Genomic DNA, 17,926 nt, shown 5'->3' with positions numbered 1-17,926 from the left:
TCATAACTCATAATGCTTAAAAATTTCCTTCGGATCCTCCCCCACTAAAACCGCCTCCTCCAAATTCCATTGGCGAAGTTTCGGGTTTTACTTCTGGTTTCATTCCAAAGGCTGAAGCCACAATTAGGGCTTCGGCATTTAAAAGAGCTTCTGAGTGATTGATTCGGTCTGGCCTGAATGTCAAACCACTTTCTTTTTCTTTTAAATTTTTTATTGAAAAATAAGCTATTCCAAATAAAATAATACCACCAAAAGTTAAAGCGACTTCAATTGGTAATACGGAATAATAAAAACGTATGGTATAAATTGAAAATGCTATTGCTAAAAAACTGATCCAAAGCATGATTCTGTCTTTGGTTTTTAAAGCCTGAAACAGATAAATTAAGGGAACGATGAATGTAAATATATAAAAGAAATATGCAAAAGGTATATCGCTTCCGGGTTTAACATCTGTTCCTAAAAGTTCTACAGAAAGTTCCCGTACAATTAAATAATTACAGGAAAAATAAAACAGAATTAAACAAAAACTATTGGCTAAAAGCAGTCCGTTGTAATAATAGATTACCCTTAAATGCTTTATTTTTTCTTTTGTGAAAAAATAAAAAACCGCTGCAAAAATCATTGTTACAAATGGTAAAATTGCTTTCCCAATCTGACCAAATTCGAACATTCCAAAAAACAGCAAAGCCGAAACTGCCAGACAAAAAACCAACATGGCCCATAAATAGAGATATCTTAAAAACATAAACATTGATCCGGCTGCAAGAAACAAGGCGATCACAATTTCATAGCCGTCAGTTGTAATGCCGACAGCAACACCAAGATTTAAAAGTGCTCCCAAGATAAAAGCATCATCTAACCCGTGGTTGTGATAATTCTGCTTAGCAAGTAATTCAGCTCCGACAAAGCCCACTATTGCAAAAAGATAGCAACAGATTTCAAAGAATACATTTTCACCACTTAATCCCAGCAAGGAAATAGTACCACAAATTGAGGAATACAGAAAAGATCCTAACAAAAAGAACCCCAGTCTAACTAAAATATTATGTTGACTTTTTAAAACAGGCAATTCTTTTTCAATTAATTTTTTTTGCTCCTTGCTAATAAATCCGCCTTTATATAGAGTATCTGCTTCGTCATTTAAAGCTTCATTATCTAGTAATTGTTTATTGAATACAATCATATTGCAATTTCCTTATGGAAGTTTTTAATCAGTTTAATAAATAATATAATGGATCCGACGAAGTAAATCGGAAGTCCTAGTATAATCAGTGTAAATAACTCTGAAAAATCAATATTTTCAAAAATTCTAAACACCAATATATTTCCCCCAACGTAAGCATATATAATCATGAATACATACAATGACATTGCCTTATAATCATAACTTGCCTTATAAAAATAATAGGTCGAAGCTCCTAAAACAACTGCAAAAATCATCCCGATAAAAATATCATAATTGAGAAGGTTGCTTATGGCGGCAATACTAATAATATGCAGTGCAAAAGTGAGGAAAATTAATCCAAAGTGTGTCTTAAGCGAAATTTTACGAGAATAAATAGTCCACAAAATTAACAGAACGCCCAGGATTACGGCTGAATAACTCAGGCTCTGACTGGCATAAAAATCATTATTTCCTAATAAGGTTTGTGGCGTAACAGAGAGTCCGACGTACGCTGCCAGTCCCGTAATTGCAATAGTCAACACACTCTTATTGTCAAAATAATACGCACAAAAGAAACTGACGATTGTGGGAACCAGTGTTGCCAAACCATAATGTTCTCCAAAAGGCTTGTATTGAAACTGAAGATAACCAATAAAAATACAGGTTAATATATTACCGGCCAAAACCAGATATTCTATAACAGGATGTTCGAATTTTGTTTCTTCTTTCTCGAAACCTTTAGAATGTTTAAAGCAATAAAAAAAGCAAACCGCAATGACAATTAGTAACAGAGAAAGAATGGCTATATGCCCAATTGTATCGATATTATCATAGATTAAAATTCCAATTCCCGATGTAAAAAGAATGACAGAAAGGTACAAAAAGAGCTTTAATTCGGCATTTAACGAAAATATCTGAAGACTTTTGTAAGTCTGAATTTCGTTAAACTGATTTTCTGTGATCAAACCTTTTTCAAAAAGATCTTTACTAGCCTGCTCGCTAAATTTTTTCATTGGCACATAAATTGGTGTATTCAAATATAAGTGTTTTATGATCAAAATACATTCTTAGTGTTTTCTAATTTCTATTTTATTCTTTTAAAAAGAGGAATTGAAAAATAAAATTAAAGTAGTTCAGAAGAAATACTAAAAACACTTGTTTTTCAAAACTGTAGATCATAAATCAAAATATTAATTTGAAATTATTTATATTATTATAAATTTGTGCAATCGATTACATTAACTATCAAACCCAAAAAATGTTTAAATGAAAATTAAATTATTATTAATTACATGGCTCGTTCCACTCTCCTGTCTTTTTTCTCAAAATTATAATATGAATAAACCAGAAGGATTTGGCGCTGCTGCGACCGGAGGTGGAGACACTCCTTCTGTAACAGTATCTTCCTGGGGAGAATTGACCGCACAATTAAAATCTGCCTCTCCAAAGGTAATCTTAGTTTCCGGAATTATACAAGGCTCTTATACTAGTGTACTTGTAAAAAACAAAACACTCATCGGACTTCCCGGCGCTCGTTTGGTAAATACGGATCAAACCACTGCGGGTTCCGGAATTTTGAATTTAAAAGCAGGATCAGATAATATTATCATTCGAAATCTGATTTTTGAAGGACCTGGAGCGTATGATGTTGACGGACATGATAATCTTACCTCTGAAGCGACTAATTTATGGGTCGATCATTGCGAATTCCAGGACGGTATGGATGGGAATTTTGATAATAAAGGTGCCGCAGATAATGTGACGGTTTCCTGGACAAAATTTACATATCTAAAAACTCCAAAAGCTAATGGAACTGGTGGAGCAGATGATCATCGATTTAGTAATTTAATTGGTTCCGGCAAAAATGATTTCCCGGCTGACGGGCATTACAGCATTACTTTTAAAAATTGTTATTGGGCACAGGGTTGCACACAGAGAATGCCACGCGCAAGAAATGCAGAAATTCACGTTTTAAATTGTCTTTATAAAACATCAGAATCCGGTTCGGTTGCCATTGGTCTTGGAGGCGGGCAGAAAAATGCCACTTGTTACGTGGAGGCAACTGATTTTGAAGAAGTAGAAAAAGTATTTAAAGAATACATAAGCACAGATGGCGGTAAAGTAGGAATCGCTTTTGATAATTGTCACAATGGTGCTTCAAATTTTGGTGAAGAAGTTATAAAACCTAATTATAATTACAGCAAAATTTCGCTGGATAAAGTTAGAAATTCTGTATCTAATAAAACATCTGGCGCCGGCGCAACGCTTCAGGTTAGTTCTATGGGTGTAATAAGTTTTCGGTCATAAAAGCTAAAAGAGAAAAACAATAAAGCCGATTTACATCGAAATGCAAATCGGCTTTTATTTGAGTAAAAACGGCTAATAAGCGGCTTTCATTTTTTCTTTTATATTCTCTAGACACAAATTATTTATACTTCCTTCGTGTGTATGTCTGGTTTCCTTTGGAGACTTATATGTTCCGGCTTCCAATTGTTCTGCAACAGCTTTGTACGCATCTCTAAAGGGCATTCCGGCAACAACCATTTCGTTTAAAGTATCAACTGTAAACAAGTAATCGTATTTTTTATCTTCTAAAATATGGTCTTTTACGGTAATGTCTTTTATAGAAAATATAGCAATATCTAAACATGCTTTTAAATTTTGAATTGCTGGAAATAAACCTTCTTTCAATAACTGTAAATCTCTGTGATAACCACTTGGAAGGTTATTGGTAATCAAAGTAATTTCGTATGGAAGCGCCTGAATCTTATTGCATTTCCCTCTGATTAGCTCAAAAACATCCGGATTTTTCTTGTGGGGCATAATACTTGAACCTGTCGTAAGATGTGCAGGAAGACCAATAAAATCAAAATTCTGGCTCATATACAAACAAACGTCCATTGCAAATTTGGATAAGGTTGCAGCAACACTGCTCATCGCAAAAGCAACCGTTTTCTCTGCTTTTCCACGGCTCATTTGTGCCGCAACAGCATTAAACTTTAAGGTTTCAAAACCTAATTCCTGAGTCGTAAATGTTCTGTTGATTGGGAATGAACTTCCGTAACCTGCTGCAGAACCTAACGGATTCTGATCTACAACTTTTCCGGCAGCATTCAGCATGGTAATATCATCAATCAGACTTTCGGCGTAAGCAGAAAACCACATCCCGAATGAAGACGGCATCGCGATTTGCAAATGCGTATAACCCGGCAATAGTACATTTTGATGTTTTTCTGCTGATTCCATCAACAAATCAAAAAGTGTTTTTACCTGTTCTTTTAAAGCTTTTACTTCGTCTTTTAGATATAAATGAACATCTACTAAAACCTGATCATTACGAGAACGCGCGGTATGGATTTTCTTTCCGGCATCGCCTAATTTTACAGTAAGTAAATATTCTATTTTCGAATGTACATCTTCAAAACTGTCCTCGATTTCGAAATTTCCAACTACGATATCTGCAATAATATCGTTTAATGCATCAACCAAAGAAGTTGTTTCTTCTGCAGTTAATAATCCAATTTGTCCCAACATTTTGGCGTGCGCGATTGAGCCTAATACATCGTATTTTGCTAAAACTAAATCCAATTCGCGGTCGTTTCCAACGGTGAATTGTTCGATTTGTTTATCGGTTGGTATTCCTTTTTCCCAAAGTTTCATAGGTTGTGTTTTTTTTTCGCCACGAATTCACAAATTGTTTTTTCAAATCTTTGCGATTATCCTTTTCGAATTAATTCGAATTAATATTTCGTTTAGATAGTAAAAAAAACAATTTGTGAATTCGTGGCGGTTTTCTTTTTTATAATTTAAAGAAACCAGTCAATATTTTAATATAAAGATCGACTCCCTCTTCTATTTCATTAACAAAAATAAATTCGTCTGCCGAATGAGAACGCAGTGTTTCTCCAGGTCCTAATTTTAAAGACTGACAGCTTAAAACCGATTGATCTGAAAGTGTTGGCGAGCCATAAGTTGTTCTTCCTAAAGCAATTCCGGCCTGAACTAAACCGTGTGAAATTGGAATAGACGAAGCGTTTAAATGCATTGATCTTGGTGTAACTTCGGCGTTTACATTTGCTTTTACGACTTCGAGAATTTCAGTATTCGAATAACAATCCGTTACGCGGATATCAACAACCAAATCACATTCTGATGGCACAACGTTGTGCTGTTTTCCGGCACTGATCTGCGTTACTGTCATTTTTACTGGACCTAAAACCTCAGAGATTTTATCGAATTTATAGTTTTTAAACCATTCCATTACCGGAATTGATTTGTATAATGCGTTATCGTCGTTTTGATGCGCCGCGTGGCTAGCCGTTCCTTTTACCTTCACGTCAAGAACTAACAAACCTTTTTCTGCAACTGCTAATTGCATTAAAGTCGGCTCGCCTACAATCGCGCAATCTAATTCTGGTAAATGTTTTAAAACGCTGTTTAGACCGTTTTTTCCGCTGCTTTCTTCTTCGGCGGAAGCCACAATAACAATGTTGTGAGACAGGTTTTCATTTTCATAGAAATGAACAAATGTTGCCAGTAAAGAAACTAAACATCCTCCGGCATCATTGCTTCCTAATCCGAATAATTTACCGTCTTTTTCGATTGCTTTAAACGGATCGTTGGTGTATGCCTGATTTGGTTTTACCGTATCATGATGAGAATTTAGTAAAAGTGTTGGTTTATTTTCGTCAAAATATTTGTTGAAAGCCCACACATTATTGTTTTCTCTCTTAAATGGAATCTCATTTTGATGGAACCAATTTTCTATTAATAGTGCTGTTTGATCTTCTTCACTTGAAAATGAAGGAGTCTCAATCAGGTTTCTTAATAAATCAATTGCTTCTTTGGTAAGCGTTGCAATGTTTTTCATAGTATGGTTTCTTTGCCGCGAAGGCTCGAAGTCACAAAGTTTTAATTAAATCTGTAACATTTTTAATTGGCGCAAATTTATTTAAAATACCTTGTGCGCTCTATTTTTTTGCCACGAATTACACGGATTTCCACAAATTGTTTTTTTGTAACAGATTTAAAATCAAAATATTTTTTTTAATATGCAACTAAAATTATTTTCTCTTTTAACTGATAAAATTAGTGTCAATTTGTGTAATTAACGACAACATCTTTTATAATGTAATCGTCGTATGCAGAACATCAGGATTTTGAAGCATTTTGTGATGCCCTATTTTGATTTTCTGAACTCCGCGTGACAAACTATTAAAGCAATTATCTAATTTTGGAATCATTCCGGAATGGATAACTTTTTCTGCTTTTAGTTTGTTATATAATTCTTCGTTTATTTCTGTAATTACCGATGAATCGTCTTCTGAATCCTGCAAAACTCCTTGTTTTTCAAAACAATAAGTAAGCGTTACATCAAAAACTTCTGATAATGCAATTGCCAATTCGCTTGCAATTGTATCAGCATTTGTGTTTAACAATTGACCGTTTTTGTCGTGTGTGATCGCACAGAAAACAGGAACAATTCCGGTTTCTAATAATGTAGCCAGTAATTTGGTATTGACTTGTTTTACATCGCCTACAAATCCGTAATCAATTGTTGGATGATTTCTTTTTGTGGACTGAATTAAATTTCCGTCAGCTCCCGAAAATCCAATTGCATTATTGTCTTTTGCCTGCAGTTGCGCTACAATATGTTTGTTGATTTGTCCCGCATAAATCATTACCACAACATCAAGCATGGGAGCATCTGTAATGCGTCGTCCGTCAATCATTTGGGGAATCAAACCAATACTTTCAGCCATTTTAGTAGCCGATTTTCCACCTCCGTGAACTAATACTTTGTATCCTTCTATTTTAGAAAAATCAGTTAAAAATTGTTCTAATTCTGTTGGATTATCGATGATGTTTCCACCAATTTTTATTACGGATACGTTCATACTTTTAAGGTTCGGAGGTTCATAGGTGCAAAGGAACAAAGGTTTTCTAAGGCTTTTAAACCTTTGGGCCTTTGAGCCTTTGTAGCTTTGAACCTTAATTTACAATTTCTTCAAAATCTTCTGCAACACCAATTGCGCAGAATACGTTCTATTATTTGCTTGCTGAATTACGATTGAATTCTCGCTGTCCAAAACCTCATCGCTTACAATAACATTACGACGAACCGGAAGACAATGCATGAATTTTCCGTTGTTGGTTAAAGCCATTTTTTCAGCTGTAACCGTCCAAGATGGATCTGAATTGGTTACTTTTCCGTAATCGTTGAAATTACTCCAGTTTTTTACGTACACAAAATCGGCATTTTCAAAAGCTTTGTTTTGATCGTATTCGATTTGGCAGTCTTTTGTAATTTCCGGACTTAACTCATAACCTTCCGGATGTGTGATTACAAAGTCCATATCTTTTTGTAATTGCATCATTTCTACAAATGAATTGGCAACCGCCTGTGGCAAAGCTTTTGGATGCGGTGCCCACGAAAGCACTACTTTTGGTTTGTGTTTCGTTTTGAATTCTTCCATCGTAATTGCATCTGCCAAAGATTGAAGCGGGTGACGCACAGCACTTTCCATATTTACAATTGGTACTGTGGCATGTTTTAAAAATCCTGAAATAACGGTTTCTGAATAGTCTTTTTCTTTATCGTCTAAACCCGCAAAAGCACGAATGGCAATAATATCACAATATTGCGAAACTACTTCTGCTGCTTCTTTAATATGTTCTGAAGCACCCGAATTCATTACAGCTCCGTCTTCAAATTCAAGAGTCCAGCCTTCGTTGGTAAAGTTCATTACCATAACGTTCATTCCTAAATTCAAAGCCGCTTTCTGCGTACTCAAACGCGTTCTTAAACTTGGATTAAAGAATAACATTCCTAAGGTTTTATTCTTACCTAAGCTTTGATTTTTAAGCGGATTTTTTTTGATTTTAATCGCTTGGTTTACCCATTTTGATAATGAGTTGATGTCATTTATTGAGATATAGTTCATGTTTTTTTTAATTAGAAAATGTGATAATTTGGTAATTAGATAATTGTGACACTATCTAATTTTCTAATTGACTCATTATATTATTTTTGTAAATGGAATTTCGTTCTTTAATGCTTTCAAAATAAAATTATCATTTAATCCGTTGACAATCCAGGTTTCTATATGGGCTGCTTTTGCTATTCCGGCGGCTTCTATTTTTGACTGCATTCCTCCTGTTCCGTGTGAGGATTTTGATTCTCCGATTTCTTTTTCTAATAATTTTAAATCTTCAACTAATTTAATTGTCTCCGGATTTTCATTATCAATTGATTCTTTCGTATAAATCCCGTTTGTATTGGTTGCAATTATCAGAATATCAACATTTAAAAGAACTGCTGTTAATGCTGCTAATTTATCATTATCTCCAAACCGAATTTCATCTGTCGCTACAGTATCATTTTCATTGATAATCGGAATGTAATTATTTTTAACTAATACATTAATCGTATTTACAATGTTCTTTTTGGTCTGCTCTTTTTCAAAATCAGAATAAGAAAGTAAACACTGCGAAGTATTTAATCCTAGATCCTTAAAGTTTTCATTGTAAATCCGCATTAAATGAGGCTGTCCAATAGATGCCAAAGCCTGCTTTACAAAAACATCTTTATCCTGATTATCCAGCTTCACAAATTGCTTTGCCGCCGCAATTGCTCCGGAACTTACGATGATAAATTCATATTCGTCGTTTAAAGCTGCAATCTGTATTCCAAGGTCTTCAATCTTTCCCCGCGAAATATGATTGGTTTCTTTGGTTAAAGTATTACTTCCTATTTTTAATAAAATCCTTTTTTTTGCCATGTCTTTTGTTTTTGCCGCGAAGGCGCTAAGGCACTAAGTTTTTTTTTTGCCACGAATTACACTAATTACGGCTAATTTATTTAAATATAATTCGTGAGAATTAGTGTAATTTGTGGCAAACCAATTCTTAAATTCCAATTATCTAATTGACAAATTATCTAATTATCTCAATTACCTAATCTGTCCTTCTCCATAAACGTACCATTTATTCGTTACAAGATGTTGCAAACCAATAGGTCCCCGTTGATGAAGTTTATCCGTGCTTATCGCTAATTCTCCGCCCAAGCCAAATTGTCCGCCATCTGTAAATCTTGAAGAAGCATTTTGATAAACAGCTGCTGCATCAATTGATTCCATAAATTCTTTAGCAGCTTTATCGTCTTTTGTAATAATTACTGCTGAATGTCCTCCACAATATTTGTTTATTTTGTCGATTGCATTTTCTTCAGAATCAATGGTTCCGATTACGATTTTATAATCTAAAAACTCTTCGTACCAAATATCTTCATTTTGAAGTGTTTCTGTATCTTCAAAATTTTCTAAAGATTTATCCACAATAACCTCAACATTATGTTTTTTTAATGCTTCGATTAGAATTGCTGTAAAACCTTCAAAATTTGGAAGTTTAGAATCTATTAAAACTTTATCGACTGCATTACAAGCTGAAATTTTAGCTGTTTTAGCGTTTAAAATTACTTTTAAAGCCAAATCTGTATCTGCATTTTCATGAACGTAAACAAAATTATTACCGCGTCCGCTTACGATTACCGGGCAGGTTGCGTGTTCTTTTACAAACTCAATTAGTTTTTCACCGCCGCGAGGCACAATTAAATCTACTTTTTGTGTTGGTTTTTCTAAAAAAGCCTGCGTTTCGGTTCTGTTATAATTTAGATATTCAACCCAGTCTTTCGAAATTCCGTTTTCTTGAAGTGCCTGATGCCATAAATCAACAATTTTTAGATTTGATTTTAAAGCTTCTTTTCCGCCTTTTAATAAAATCTTATTTCCGGATTTAAAAGCGATTCCTCCAGCCTCGATTGTAACGTCTGGACGTGATTCGTAAATAATTAGAATTGTTCCGAAAGCGGCAGTTTTATTAATGACTTTGATTCCATTATCGTGTGTAAAATGAAAACGCTCGACTCCAACGGGATCTTCCTGAGATGCTAATTGATTTAAGGACAGAATCATTTCGTCAACTTTCTTTTCATCAACTTTCAGCCGTTCTTCCATTGCTAAGTCTGAACCATCATAAGCAGCAAGATCTTCCTGATTGGTCAAGATTATCTGATTCCGCTCCTGTTCGACCAGTTTTGCCATGGTCCGTAAAACAGCATTGCGCATTTCAATTGATAATGGTTTCATTTTTTTTGGTTTAGTTGGTTAATCGTTAATTCGTTTAATCGATTAACCAGTTAAACGATTAAACGAATTAACAGTTATAGGCAAACTTAGTTTTTAAGTTCTTCTAAACTTTCTTTTAAAGCTTTTACAAACGTATCAATATCAGCCTTTTTCACCGTTAATGGTGGCAAAATTCTCAACAGATTTTTGTTGTTTGCGCTTCCTGTAAAAATGTGTTTTTCGATGATTAATTTCTTTCTTAAAGCTGCAACATCAAAATCAAACTCTACTCCAAGCATTAATCCTTTTCCTTTTACTTGTTTGATTCCTTCAACTTCTTTAATTTTTTCTAAGAAATATTCGTAAACTTCATTTACATTTTTCTGTAAATCCAATTTCTCCATTACATCAAGAACTGCGATTGAAGCTGCACAAGACAAATGGCTTCCGCCAAAAGTTGTTCCTAATAATCCAAAACTGGCTTCAAATTTTGGCGAAATTAAAATCGCTCCAACCGGGAAACCGTTCCCCATTCCTTTCGCTACTGAAATAATATCAGCGTTGATTCCGTGATGTTGGAACGCGAAGAATTTTCCGCTTCTTCCGTATCCGGATTGCACTTCGTCTAAAATCAAAACTACATCGTGTTTTTTACATGCTTTTTCTAAAGCCTGAAAAAATTCTGTTGTTCCTTGATCTAAACCACCAACTCCCTGAATTCCTTCGATAATTACAGCAGTAACATCTCCTTTTGCCAATTCAGCTTCAACTAATTCGATTTGATTTAAAGGTAAAAAAGTAACTTCTTGTTGTGCATTGATTGGCGCAACAATCTTTTTGTTATCCGTAACAGCAACGGCTGCAGAAGTTCTCCCGTGGAAAGAATTATGAAAAGCCACTACTCTTGATTTTCCGTTATGAAAAGAAGCTAATTTCAAAGCATTTTCATTTGCTTCGGCTCCGGAACTGCATAAAAACAATTCGTAATCTTCTAATCCGGAAAGTTTTCCTAATTTTTGCGCCAATTCAACTTGTAAAGGATTCTGAATGGCATTCGAATAAAATCCTAAATTGTCAATTTGGTTTTTCAATTTAGCCACATAATCCGGCTGTGTGTGTCCGATAGAAATCACACCGTGTCCGCTGTATAAATCTAAATATTCTACTCCTTTGTCGTCAATGATTGTACAATCTGTTGCTTTTATCGGAGTGATGTCGTATAATGGGTAAACGTTGAATAAGTTCATTTTTTTGTTTGTTTTGTTTCAGGTTTCAAGTTTCAAGTTCCTCACTAATTGTGAAAACTGAGACTTTAAAACTAAAACTTGTTATGTTTCTTTTTATTCATTTTAAGTCACGTACAGAACGTGAAACTTGAAACTTAAAACCTGAAACAAATTTCTTCTAAAATCCGCTTGGTTTCAAATGTAAACCTGTGGTTTCTTCTAATCCGAACATTAAATTCATGTTCTGAATCGCTTGTCCTGAAGCACCTTTTGTTAAGTTATCTATAATTGATGTTATGAGAACCCGGTTTCCTTTTTTCAATAAACTAATGATACATTTGTTCGTTTGTACAACTTGTTTCATGTTGATGTTGGTTGTTGTAACGGTTACGAAAGGTTCATTTTTATAGAACTCTTCATATTTTGCAACTAATTGCTCCAAACTATCATCGCATAATGTATACAGCGTGGCGAAAATTCCTCTTGAAAAATCTCCTCTGTTCGGAATAAAAAGCAATTCGCTGTCAAAATCATCCTGAAGCTGTACCAAACTTTCTCCAATTTCACCTAAATGCTGGTGTTCAAAAGCTTTGTAATGGGAAAAATTATTATTTCTCCAGCTGAAATGAGAAGTTTCAGAAAGTCCGACTCCAGCGCCTGTGCTTCCAGTTGTCGCATTAATATGAACATCATTATTCAACAATCCGTCTTTTGCTAAAGGCAATAAAGCCAACTGAATAGCCGTTGCAAAACAACCCGGATTTGCGATATAGTCTGCTTTTTTAATTTCGGCTTTGTTGATTTCAGGTAAGCCGTAAACAAAATCTTTTCCTTCAAAATGCGCATCTTTGTTCAATCTGAAATCGTTTCCTAAATCGATGATTTTGGTATGACCAGCAAATTGATTTTCTTTCAAAAATGAAATCGATTTTCCGTGTCCTAAACACAAGAATACCACATTTACATTTGGATTGATTTCATCAGTAAAGTTCATTTCGATATCGCCCATTAAATCGTGGTGTGCTACAGAAAGTGGCTTTCCAGCGTTTGTTGTGCTGTAAACAAAATCAATGTTTACTTTTGGATGATACATTAAAATTCTGATGAGTTCTCCGGCTGTATAGCCTGAACCACCAATAATTCCGACATTAATCATAGTTTCTAATTTTTTAACTAAAATTTTTTTTATTTAAATCCTTTTTCGTGTTCAAAAATGCTCTAATCACAAAAAAGAGAACTATTGTTTCCATTAGAAATCCAAAAAACATCATAAATCCACCTCCAACTAGTGCCAATATAAAAGGTGCAGTGCTAAATAATGAAAATAACTGATTTAAAGGCTCGAATGGGGTTGGATAAAGCAAAATAACATAACTTATAGCTATTATTGCTACAGAGATAATAGCTGCAACAAAATTTCTATTCGTTAGAAATACATCACCTAAATTGTCTTGAAAAAACAACGCAAGTCCCAACATTATTAGTATTATAAATACCAAAACCAGAATTACAGCTGTCATTATTGCTCTATAAAATTAATCATGATCTAAATGATTTACAGATGAAAATATGTTTTGTGCATTTCCTAAAATCTTGATAAATCCTTTTGCATCGTCAGACGTCCAGGCATTGTTCATTTCGCCGTATTGTCCAAAACCTGTATTCATTAAATCATTATCTGATTCTATTCCGTCAAGCGAAAAATGATATGGTTTTAACGACACCGTTACAACTCCGTTTACCGTTTTTTGTGTGTCCTGCAGGAAAGTTTCGATGTTTCTCATTACCGGATCCAAAAACTGACCTTCGTGAAACAACATTCCGTACCAGTTTCCTAGTTGCTCTTTCCAGTATTGCTGCCATTTACCCAGAGTATGTTTCTCTAATAAATGGTGCGCTTTGATGATAATTAATGGCGCAGCAGCTTCAAAACCAACTCTTCCTTTAATTCCGATAATGGTATCACCTACGTGAATATCTCTTCCAATTGCGTAAGCGTTTGCTAATTTTTCTAACGCTACGATATTATTTGAAGGTTTGTCTAACTGACCGTTTATTCCAACCAATTCTCCCTGCTCAAAATGTAATCTTACTTTTTCTTCTCCTTCTTTTTGCAATTGCGAAGGATAAGCATCGCTTGGTAAAGGCTGGCTTGAAGTCAATGTTTCTTTTCCTCCAACGCTTGTTCCCCAAAGTCCTTTATTGATAGAATATTGCGCTTTTTCCCAAGAATAATGAACTCCGTTTTTAGACAGATAATCTACTTCTTCTTGTCTTGATAATTTTAAATCTCTAATTGGCGTAATGATTTCGATTTCCGGAGCGATGGTCTGGAAAATCAGATCGAAACGTATCTGATCGTTTCCTGCACCTGTACTGCCGTGTGCGATTGCGCTTGCTCCTACTTTTTTAGCGTATTTTATAGCTTCAATTGCCTGGAAAACGCGTTCTGCACTCACAGATAATGGGTATGTATTGTTTTTTAAGACATTACCGAAAATCAAATATTTTATGGCTTTATCGTAATATTTATCTACAATTGTTAAGTTCGCATGCTGTGCGCTTCCTAATTCGTAAGCCCTTTTTTCAATAGCGGTTAATTCATCGGCAGAAAATCCACCTGTGTCTACAAGAACGGTGTGAAGTTCGTATCCTTTTTCATTTTTTAAATATTTCAAACAATACGAGGTATCCAACCCTCCGCTATAAGCTAATACTACTTTTTTCATTTTTTATAATTTAGGCTAATACTTTCGTATATAGCAGTTTGAGATTTTTTATATTTAATGCATTAAACAAATAATGCCAGTATTTTATTTAAAAATAAAGCTTGTTTGATTTTTTTCAGCCTTTTTAAAACAGCCTCATTAAAAGGATGCCTTGGCGGAACTTTTTGCTTTTCTTTAGGGTCATATAACATTCCGGTACAAAGACACATTTTGTTTTCTTTACTCTGCAGGATCTGAAAATTGGTACAGGTTTTACAACCCGCCCAAAAACTTGGATCTGTAGTTAATTCAGAGAAAGGAACAGGTTTATATCCAAGTTCTGAGTTAATTTTCATAACCGCTAATCCCGTTGTAATACCAAATATTTTAGCATCCGGAAATCGTTCCAACGAATAATCAAAAACTTTTGATTTTATCTTTTTAGCCAAACCTAAACTTCTGTAATCCGGATGAACAATTAATCCGGAATGGGCTACAAATTTTCCGTGCTGCCAGCTTTCTATATAACAAAAACCTGCAAACTTTCCATCAGCCAGTGCAATCATTGCATCACCGTTTGCCATTTTTTTTTGAATGTATTCAGGAGTTCTTTTAGCAATCCCCGTACCTCTTAATAAGGCAGATGATTCTATCGTATCGCAAATTTCCTGCGCGAATTTGAAGTGTTCTTCCTGAGTTACAACAATAGAGATCTTCATTTCAATAATTGAAGTTAGAGTTAAAAATAAAAACTTGTTGTTTAGCCTGAAATTCTGAAATCAATCCGATAAAAAGAGTCCTAATAGAAGTAACATTCTCAAAATCAAAAACTTGATTAAGAAAATCTACAAAAAAATAACTATTTTCAGGATATGATTGTCCAATGGACAAATGGGTTGATTTCAAAATGAAAAATGGATATGAATAAATATACGGTTGAAAAACTCAGTGGATACTATAGAGATAGTGTCCGTACTTCGGGAGAAGTAATCGGTGAGTTTGTCCGTGACAAAGAAGTTATATGTAAACTTGTTTTATTCATCGGTGCAAAAGTACACTATTTTTTTATTTACAAAACAAAAAAAACAAATTCTAACATTTTTTTAATGAAATGTTGTTTTTTTTTGCTTTAAGATAAGGCTTTAAGTATCTACGTTTTGTATGTGTGATTTTAGCAAAATCACTAAAAAAGAAAGCCCGATAATTATTTCTAATTATCGGGCTTTCTAGTGTTTTATATTTAAATGTTACTTTTTAGTAAACGGAATTACCTGTCCATTTCCTAAAACAGTCATATCTACAGTAGTTTTAGATTCATTAAATTTAAACTTTAAACCAGCCGCATCAGATTGAAATACATCTTTTTCGTTAGCCACAGGCTTAAGCGAAAATTTAGGATAATTTGTAATTTCAACGTATAAAGTACTTGCTTTCTCTGTAAAATCTAATGTTAATGGCGCCATTTTGGTAGCAAAAACCCCTAGATAACTATCTAAAATTACATCCTTTTCTATTTTGCTTTTTCCTGCTGTCCACACGTTATTTGCTCCGTTGTTATCAGGGAATACATGATCCGGATCTAAAGTAATGCTCTCAATTTCTTCCGTAGAATTATGTTTGAAAGACCATGAATTATTCTTTTGCCAAATTTCTACCGGCAAATTAACTCTTGTTACCTTTCCGCTTTTCGTTTTCACATCTAATACGATAGGCATTGGCATTTTATCAAAATTTTCAACTGTAATAATAGCTCCTTTTGCCGGATCATTTTTTACATATTTAATTGAATTTACACCCTGATCAAATCTCCAGTTATTAACATACCAGCTTCTCCAGAACCAGCTTAAGTCTTCACCTGCTACATTTTCCATAGATCTGAAAAAGTCATCCGGCTGCGGATGTTTGTATGCCCAGCGCTCAATATAAGTTCTAAAAGCGGTATCGAAACGTTCTTTTCCAAGAATTTGTTCTCTCAGAATCACAAGACCTGCACTAGGTTTAAAGTAACATAACATCCCAATATTGGCTTCTTTCATATTATCCGGAGAACTCATTATAGTTTCTAAATCAGGACGTGTAAACGGCTCTGCCTGTCTGTGCAAATCTGTTGGCTCTTCTTTATACTCTCCGTTATTAAATGCTGCAGTACTTAAGGAATTAATAAAAGTATTAAATCCTTCATCCATCCATGCAAATAATCTTTCGTTTGACCCCACAATCATTGGAAACCATATATGACCAAATTCGTGATCAGTTACTCCCCATAAATCCTGTCCTTTCGATTTCCATCCGCAGAAAACAATTCCAGGATATTCCATTCCTCCTTCATTTCCTGCTACGTTTGTAGCCGCTGGATAAGGATATTCAAACCATTGTTTAGAATAATGTTCGATGGATGCTTTTACGTACTCTGTAGAACGTCCGTAACCATCTTTTCCATCACTTTCAACAGGATAAGCAGATAAAGCTAAAGATTTTTTACCGCTTGGAAGGTTAATTTTTGCACCATCTAAAATGAAAGCCGGTGAAGAAGCCCATGAAAAATCACGTGCATTTTTAATCTTATAATGCCATGTTTTTTCTGTTGCAGCATTCGTATTTGCAGTTGCAGCAACATCTGAAGCACTTCGAATTATAACTGTCTTATCGCTTTGCTCTGCTTCTTTGTATTTTTTTAACTGATCTGCAGAAAACACTTCCTGACCGTTCAATAATTCTCCCGAAGCTACGACATAATGATTTCCTGGAACGGTAAGTTTTACATCAAAATCGCCGTATTCTAAATAAAACTCAGAAGCTCCCAGATATGGTGCCGTATTCCAGCCTCTTACATCATCATACACACACATACGCGGATACCACTGCGCGATTGTAAATATTTTACCGTTTTTAGTTTCTAAAACTCCCATTCTGTCCGATCCTTCGAATGGAGCAATAAAAGAGAATTCTATTCTGATTTTTACAGATGCTCCTTTTGCCGCCAATTCTTCCGGAAGAAAAATTTGCATTCTGGTATCTGTTACAATATATTTTGCATCGGCTTCTACTTTCTTTTTCCCAACAGCAATTACTTTTACCGATTTAATTTTATTTCCCCCATCAAAAACCTGACCCTGAGCACCGTTACGACTTCCTGACAAAGGCACAACAGCATTTCCTCTTGAATCTTCTTTAAATAAATTCTGATCTAAATTCAGCCATAAAAAAGAAAGTTTATCCGGGCTGTTATTGGTATAGGTAATTTCATCTGTTCCTACAATTTCATTTGTAGTACTGTTCAGTTTAGCCGTGATTTGATAATCGGCTCTGTTTTGCCAGTATTCTGTACCCGGTTGTCCACTTGCAGTGCGGGTTGCCGTTCCGTTTTTGGTGTAAAAATGAGGACCAAAGGCATCATGATAATTGTAGTTGTTTACCGGATTATTTGCTGTTGCTGACGGAGTTTGCTGCGCCCAGACAGAAGAAATCCCAAAAAATAAAGCCGCAGTTAAAATGGCTTTTGCAGATTGCTTTTTCATATTTTTTTAGCTGTTTATGTAGCAAATTAATGAAAAAAAAAGCTATTTGCAGAGAAATTTCAGAACATAAATTTATTTTTTGCAAAATTATATCCATAAAATAATTTAAGCTATTTTCTTAGAAAACTAAATTTTATAAAATATATTTACATCTATATAAACAATATCCACTTTAGACATATTA

At 34.5% G+C, this 17,926-nt stretch carries 15 protein-coding genes; 1 reads left to right on the top strand and 14 read right to left on the bottom strand.

What is annotated here, in order from left to right; all coding sequences use genetic code 11:
- Window positions 1-16 precede the first annotated feature (16 nt).
- Both ABEB31_RS12735 and ABEB31_RS12730 read right to left on the bottom strand, forming a co-directional pair.
- Window positions 17-1,183, bottom strand: coding sequence for a hypothetical protein (locus ABEB31_RS12735; protein ID WP_347052001.1), 1,167 nt, complete (start codon window positions 1,181-1,183; stop codon window positions 17-19).
- Window positions 1,180-2,178: a DUF2157 domain-containing protein gene (locus ABEB31_RS12730; protein ID WP_347052000.1), complete on the bottom strand. Its 999-nt coding sequence runs from the start codon at window positions 2,176-2,178 to the stop codon at window positions 1,180-1,182. The genes ABEB31_RS12735 and ABEB31_RS12730 overlap by 4 nt, the downstream gene beginning before the upstream one ends.
- Window positions 2,179-2,431: 253 nt before the next feature.
- On the opposite strand from ABEB31_RS12730, the gene ABEB31_RS12725 reads away from it, so the two are divergent.
- A complete protein-coding gene (locus ABEB31_RS12725; protein WP_347051999.1) occupies window positions 2,432-3,472 on the top strand; it encodes a pectate lyase family protein in 1,041 nt (346 codons plus the stop codon).
- Window positions 3,473-3,544: 72 nt separating this feature from the next.
- On the opposite strand, the gene argH is transcribed toward ABEB31_RS12725, so the two are convergent.
- From argH to ABEB31_RS12665, 12 genes are all read right to left on the bottom strand, one after another.
- Window positions 3,545-4,825: an argininosuccinate lyase gene (gene argH / locus ABEB31_RS12720; RefSeq protein ID WP_347051998.1), complete on the bottom strand. Its 1,281-nt coding sequence runs from the start codon at window positions 4,823-4,825 to the stop codon at window positions 3,545-3,547.
- A gap of 139 nt (window positions 4,826-4,964) precedes the next feature.
- Window positions 4,965-6,035: a M20 family metallo-hydrolase gene (locus ABEB31_RS12715; RefSeq protein WP_347051997.1), complete on the bottom strand. Its 1,071-nt coding sequence runs from the start codon at window positions 6,033-6,035 to the stop codon at window positions 4,965-4,967.
- A gap of 253 nt (window positions 6,036-6,288) precedes the next feature.
- Window positions 6,289-7,062: an acetylglutamate kinase gene (gene argB, locus ABEB31_RS12710; RefSeq protein WP_347051996.1), complete on the bottom strand. Its 774-nt coding sequence runs from the start codon at window positions 7,060-7,062 to the stop codon at window positions 6,289-6,291.
- Between the two features lie 99 nt (window positions 7,063-7,161).
- Window positions 7,162-8,109 carry an N-acetylornithine carbamoyltransferase gene (locus ABEB31_RS12705; RefSeq protein ID WP_347051995.1) on the bottom strand — a complete coding sequence of 316 codons (948 nt, stop codon included), beginning with the start codon at window positions 8,107-8,109 and terminating at the stop codon, window positions 7,162-7,164.
- Between the two features lie 75 nt (window positions 8,110-8,184).
- Entirely contained in the window at window positions 8,185-8,946 is a 762-nt protein-coding gene (gene proB, locus ABEB31_RS12700) for a glutamate 5-kinase (RefSeq protein ID WP_347051994.1), read from the bottom strand.
- 171 nt (window positions 8,947-9,117) lie between these two features.
- The gene (locus tag ABEB31_RS12695; RefSeq protein WP_347051993.1) at window positions 9,118-10,311 is read right to left on the bottom strand and encodes a glutamate-5-semialdehyde dehydrogenase; all 1,194 of its coding nucleotides are present in this window, start codon (window positions 10,309-10,311) and stop codon (window positions 9,118-9,120) included.
- Between the two features lie 86 nt (window positions 10,312-10,397).
- Window positions 10,398-11,537, bottom strand: a complete 1,140-nt coding sequence (locus tag ABEB31_RS12690; RefSeq protein ID WP_347051992.1) for an aspartate aminotransferase family protein — start codon at window positions 11,535-11,537, stop codon at window positions 10,398-10,400.
- 157 nt (window positions 11,538-11,694) lie between these two features.
- The gene (gene argC, locus ABEB31_RS12685; protein WP_347051991.1) at window positions 11,695-12,672 is read right to left on the bottom strand and encodes an N-acetyl-gamma-glutamyl-phosphate reductase; all 978 of its coding nucleotides are present in this window, start codon (window positions 12,670-12,672) and stop codon (window positions 11,695-11,697) included.
- A gap of 13 nt (window positions 12,673-12,685) precedes the next feature.
- On the bottom strand, window positions 12,686-13,036 hold the full coding sequence (locus ABEB31_RS12680; RefSeq protein WP_347051990.1) for a hypothetical protein: 351 nt from the start codon (window positions 13,034-13,036) through the stop codon (window positions 12,686-12,688).
- Between the two features lie 15 nt (window positions 13,037-13,051).
- Window positions 13,052-14,245, bottom strand: coding sequence for an argininosuccinate synthase (locus tag ABEB31_RS12675; protein WP_347051989.1), 1,194 nt, complete (start codon window positions 14,243-14,245; stop codon window positions 13,052-13,054).
- Between the two features lie 62 nt (window positions 14,246-14,307).
- On the bottom strand, window positions 14,308-14,943 hold the full coding sequence (locus ABEB31_RS12670) for a GNAT family N-acetyltransferase (RefSeq protein ID WP_347051988.1): 636 nt from the start codon (window positions 14,941-14,943) through the stop codon (window positions 14,308-14,310).
- A gap of 528 nt (window positions 14,944-15,471) precedes the next feature.
- Window positions 15,472-17,742, bottom strand: a complete 2,271-nt coding sequence (locus ABEB31_RS12665) for a M1 family metallopeptidase (RefSeq protein ID WP_347051987.1) — start codon at window positions 17,740-17,742, stop codon at window positions 15,472-15,474.
- Between the last annotated feature and the right edge of the window lie 184 nt (window positions 17,743-17,926).

This window comes from Flavobacterium olei, assembly GCF_039749035.1.
GTDB lineage: Bacteria > Bacteroidota > Bacteroidia > Flavobacteriales > Flavobacteriaceae > Flavobacterium > Flavobacterium olei.
Note: the sequence above shows the minus strand (reverse complement) of the source record. Positions and strands in the feature narration are given on the sequence as shown.

Bases quoted from the DNA above. Each gene is read 5' to 3' on its own strand.
- ABEB31_RS12735 (WP_347052001.1), bottom strand. From the start codon at position 1,183: ATGATTGTATTCAATAAACAATTACTAGATAATGAAGCTTTAAATGAC.
- ABEB31_RS12730 (WP_347052000.1), bottom strand. From the start codon at position 2,178: ATGAAAAAATTTAGCGAGCAGGCTAGTAAAGATCTTTTTGAAAAAGGT.
- ABEB31_RS12725 (WP_347051999.1), top strand. From the start codon at position 2,432: ATGAAAATTAAATTATTATTAATTACATGGCTCGTTCCACTCTCCTGT.
- argH (WP_347051998.1), bottom strand. From the start codon at position 4,825: ATGAAACTTTGGGAAAAAGGAATACCAACCGATAAACAAATCGAACAA.
- ABEB31_RS12715 (WP_347051997.1), bottom strand. From the start codon at position 6,035: ATGAAAAACATTGCAACGCTTACCAAAGAAGCAATTGATTTATTAAGA.
- argB (WP_347051996.1), bottom strand. From the start codon at position 7,062: ATGAACGTATCCGTAATAAAAATTGGTGGAAACATCATCGATAATCCA.
- ABEB31_RS12705 (WP_347051995.1), bottom strand. From the start codon at position 8,109: ATGAACTATATCTCAATAAATGACATCAACTCATTATCAAAATGGGTA.
- proB (WP_347051994.1), bottom strand. From the start codon at position 8,946: ATGGCAAAAAAAAGGATTTTATTAAAAATAGGAAGTAATACTTTAACC.
- ABEB31_RS12695 (WP_347051993.1), bottom strand. From the start codon at position 10,311: ATGAAACCATTATCAATTGAAATGCGCAATGCTGTTTTACGGACCATG.
- ABEB31_RS12690 (WP_347051992.1), bottom strand. From the start codon at position 11,537: ATGAACTTATTCAACGTTTACCCATTATACGACATCACTCCGATAAAA.
- argC (WP_347051991.1), bottom strand. From the start codon at position 12,672: ATGATTAATGTCGGAATTATTGGTGGTTCAGGCTATACAGCCGGAGAA.
- ABEB31_RS12680 (WP_347051990.1), bottom strand. From the start codon at position 13,036: ATGACAGCTGTAATTCTGGTTTTGGTATTTATAATACTAATAATGTTG.
- ABEB31_RS12675 (WP_347051989.1), bottom strand. From the start codon at position 14,245: ATGAAAAAAGTAGTATTAGCTTATAGCGGAGGGTTGGATACCTCGTAT.
- ABEB31_RS12670 (WP_347051988.1), bottom strand. From the start codon at position 14,943: ATGAAGATCTCTATTGTTGTAACTCAGGAAGAACACTTCAAATTCGCG.
- ABEB31_RS12665 (WP_347051987.1), bottom strand. From the start codon at position 17,742: ATGAAAAAGCAATCTGCAAAAGCCATTTTAACTGCGGCTTTATTTTTT.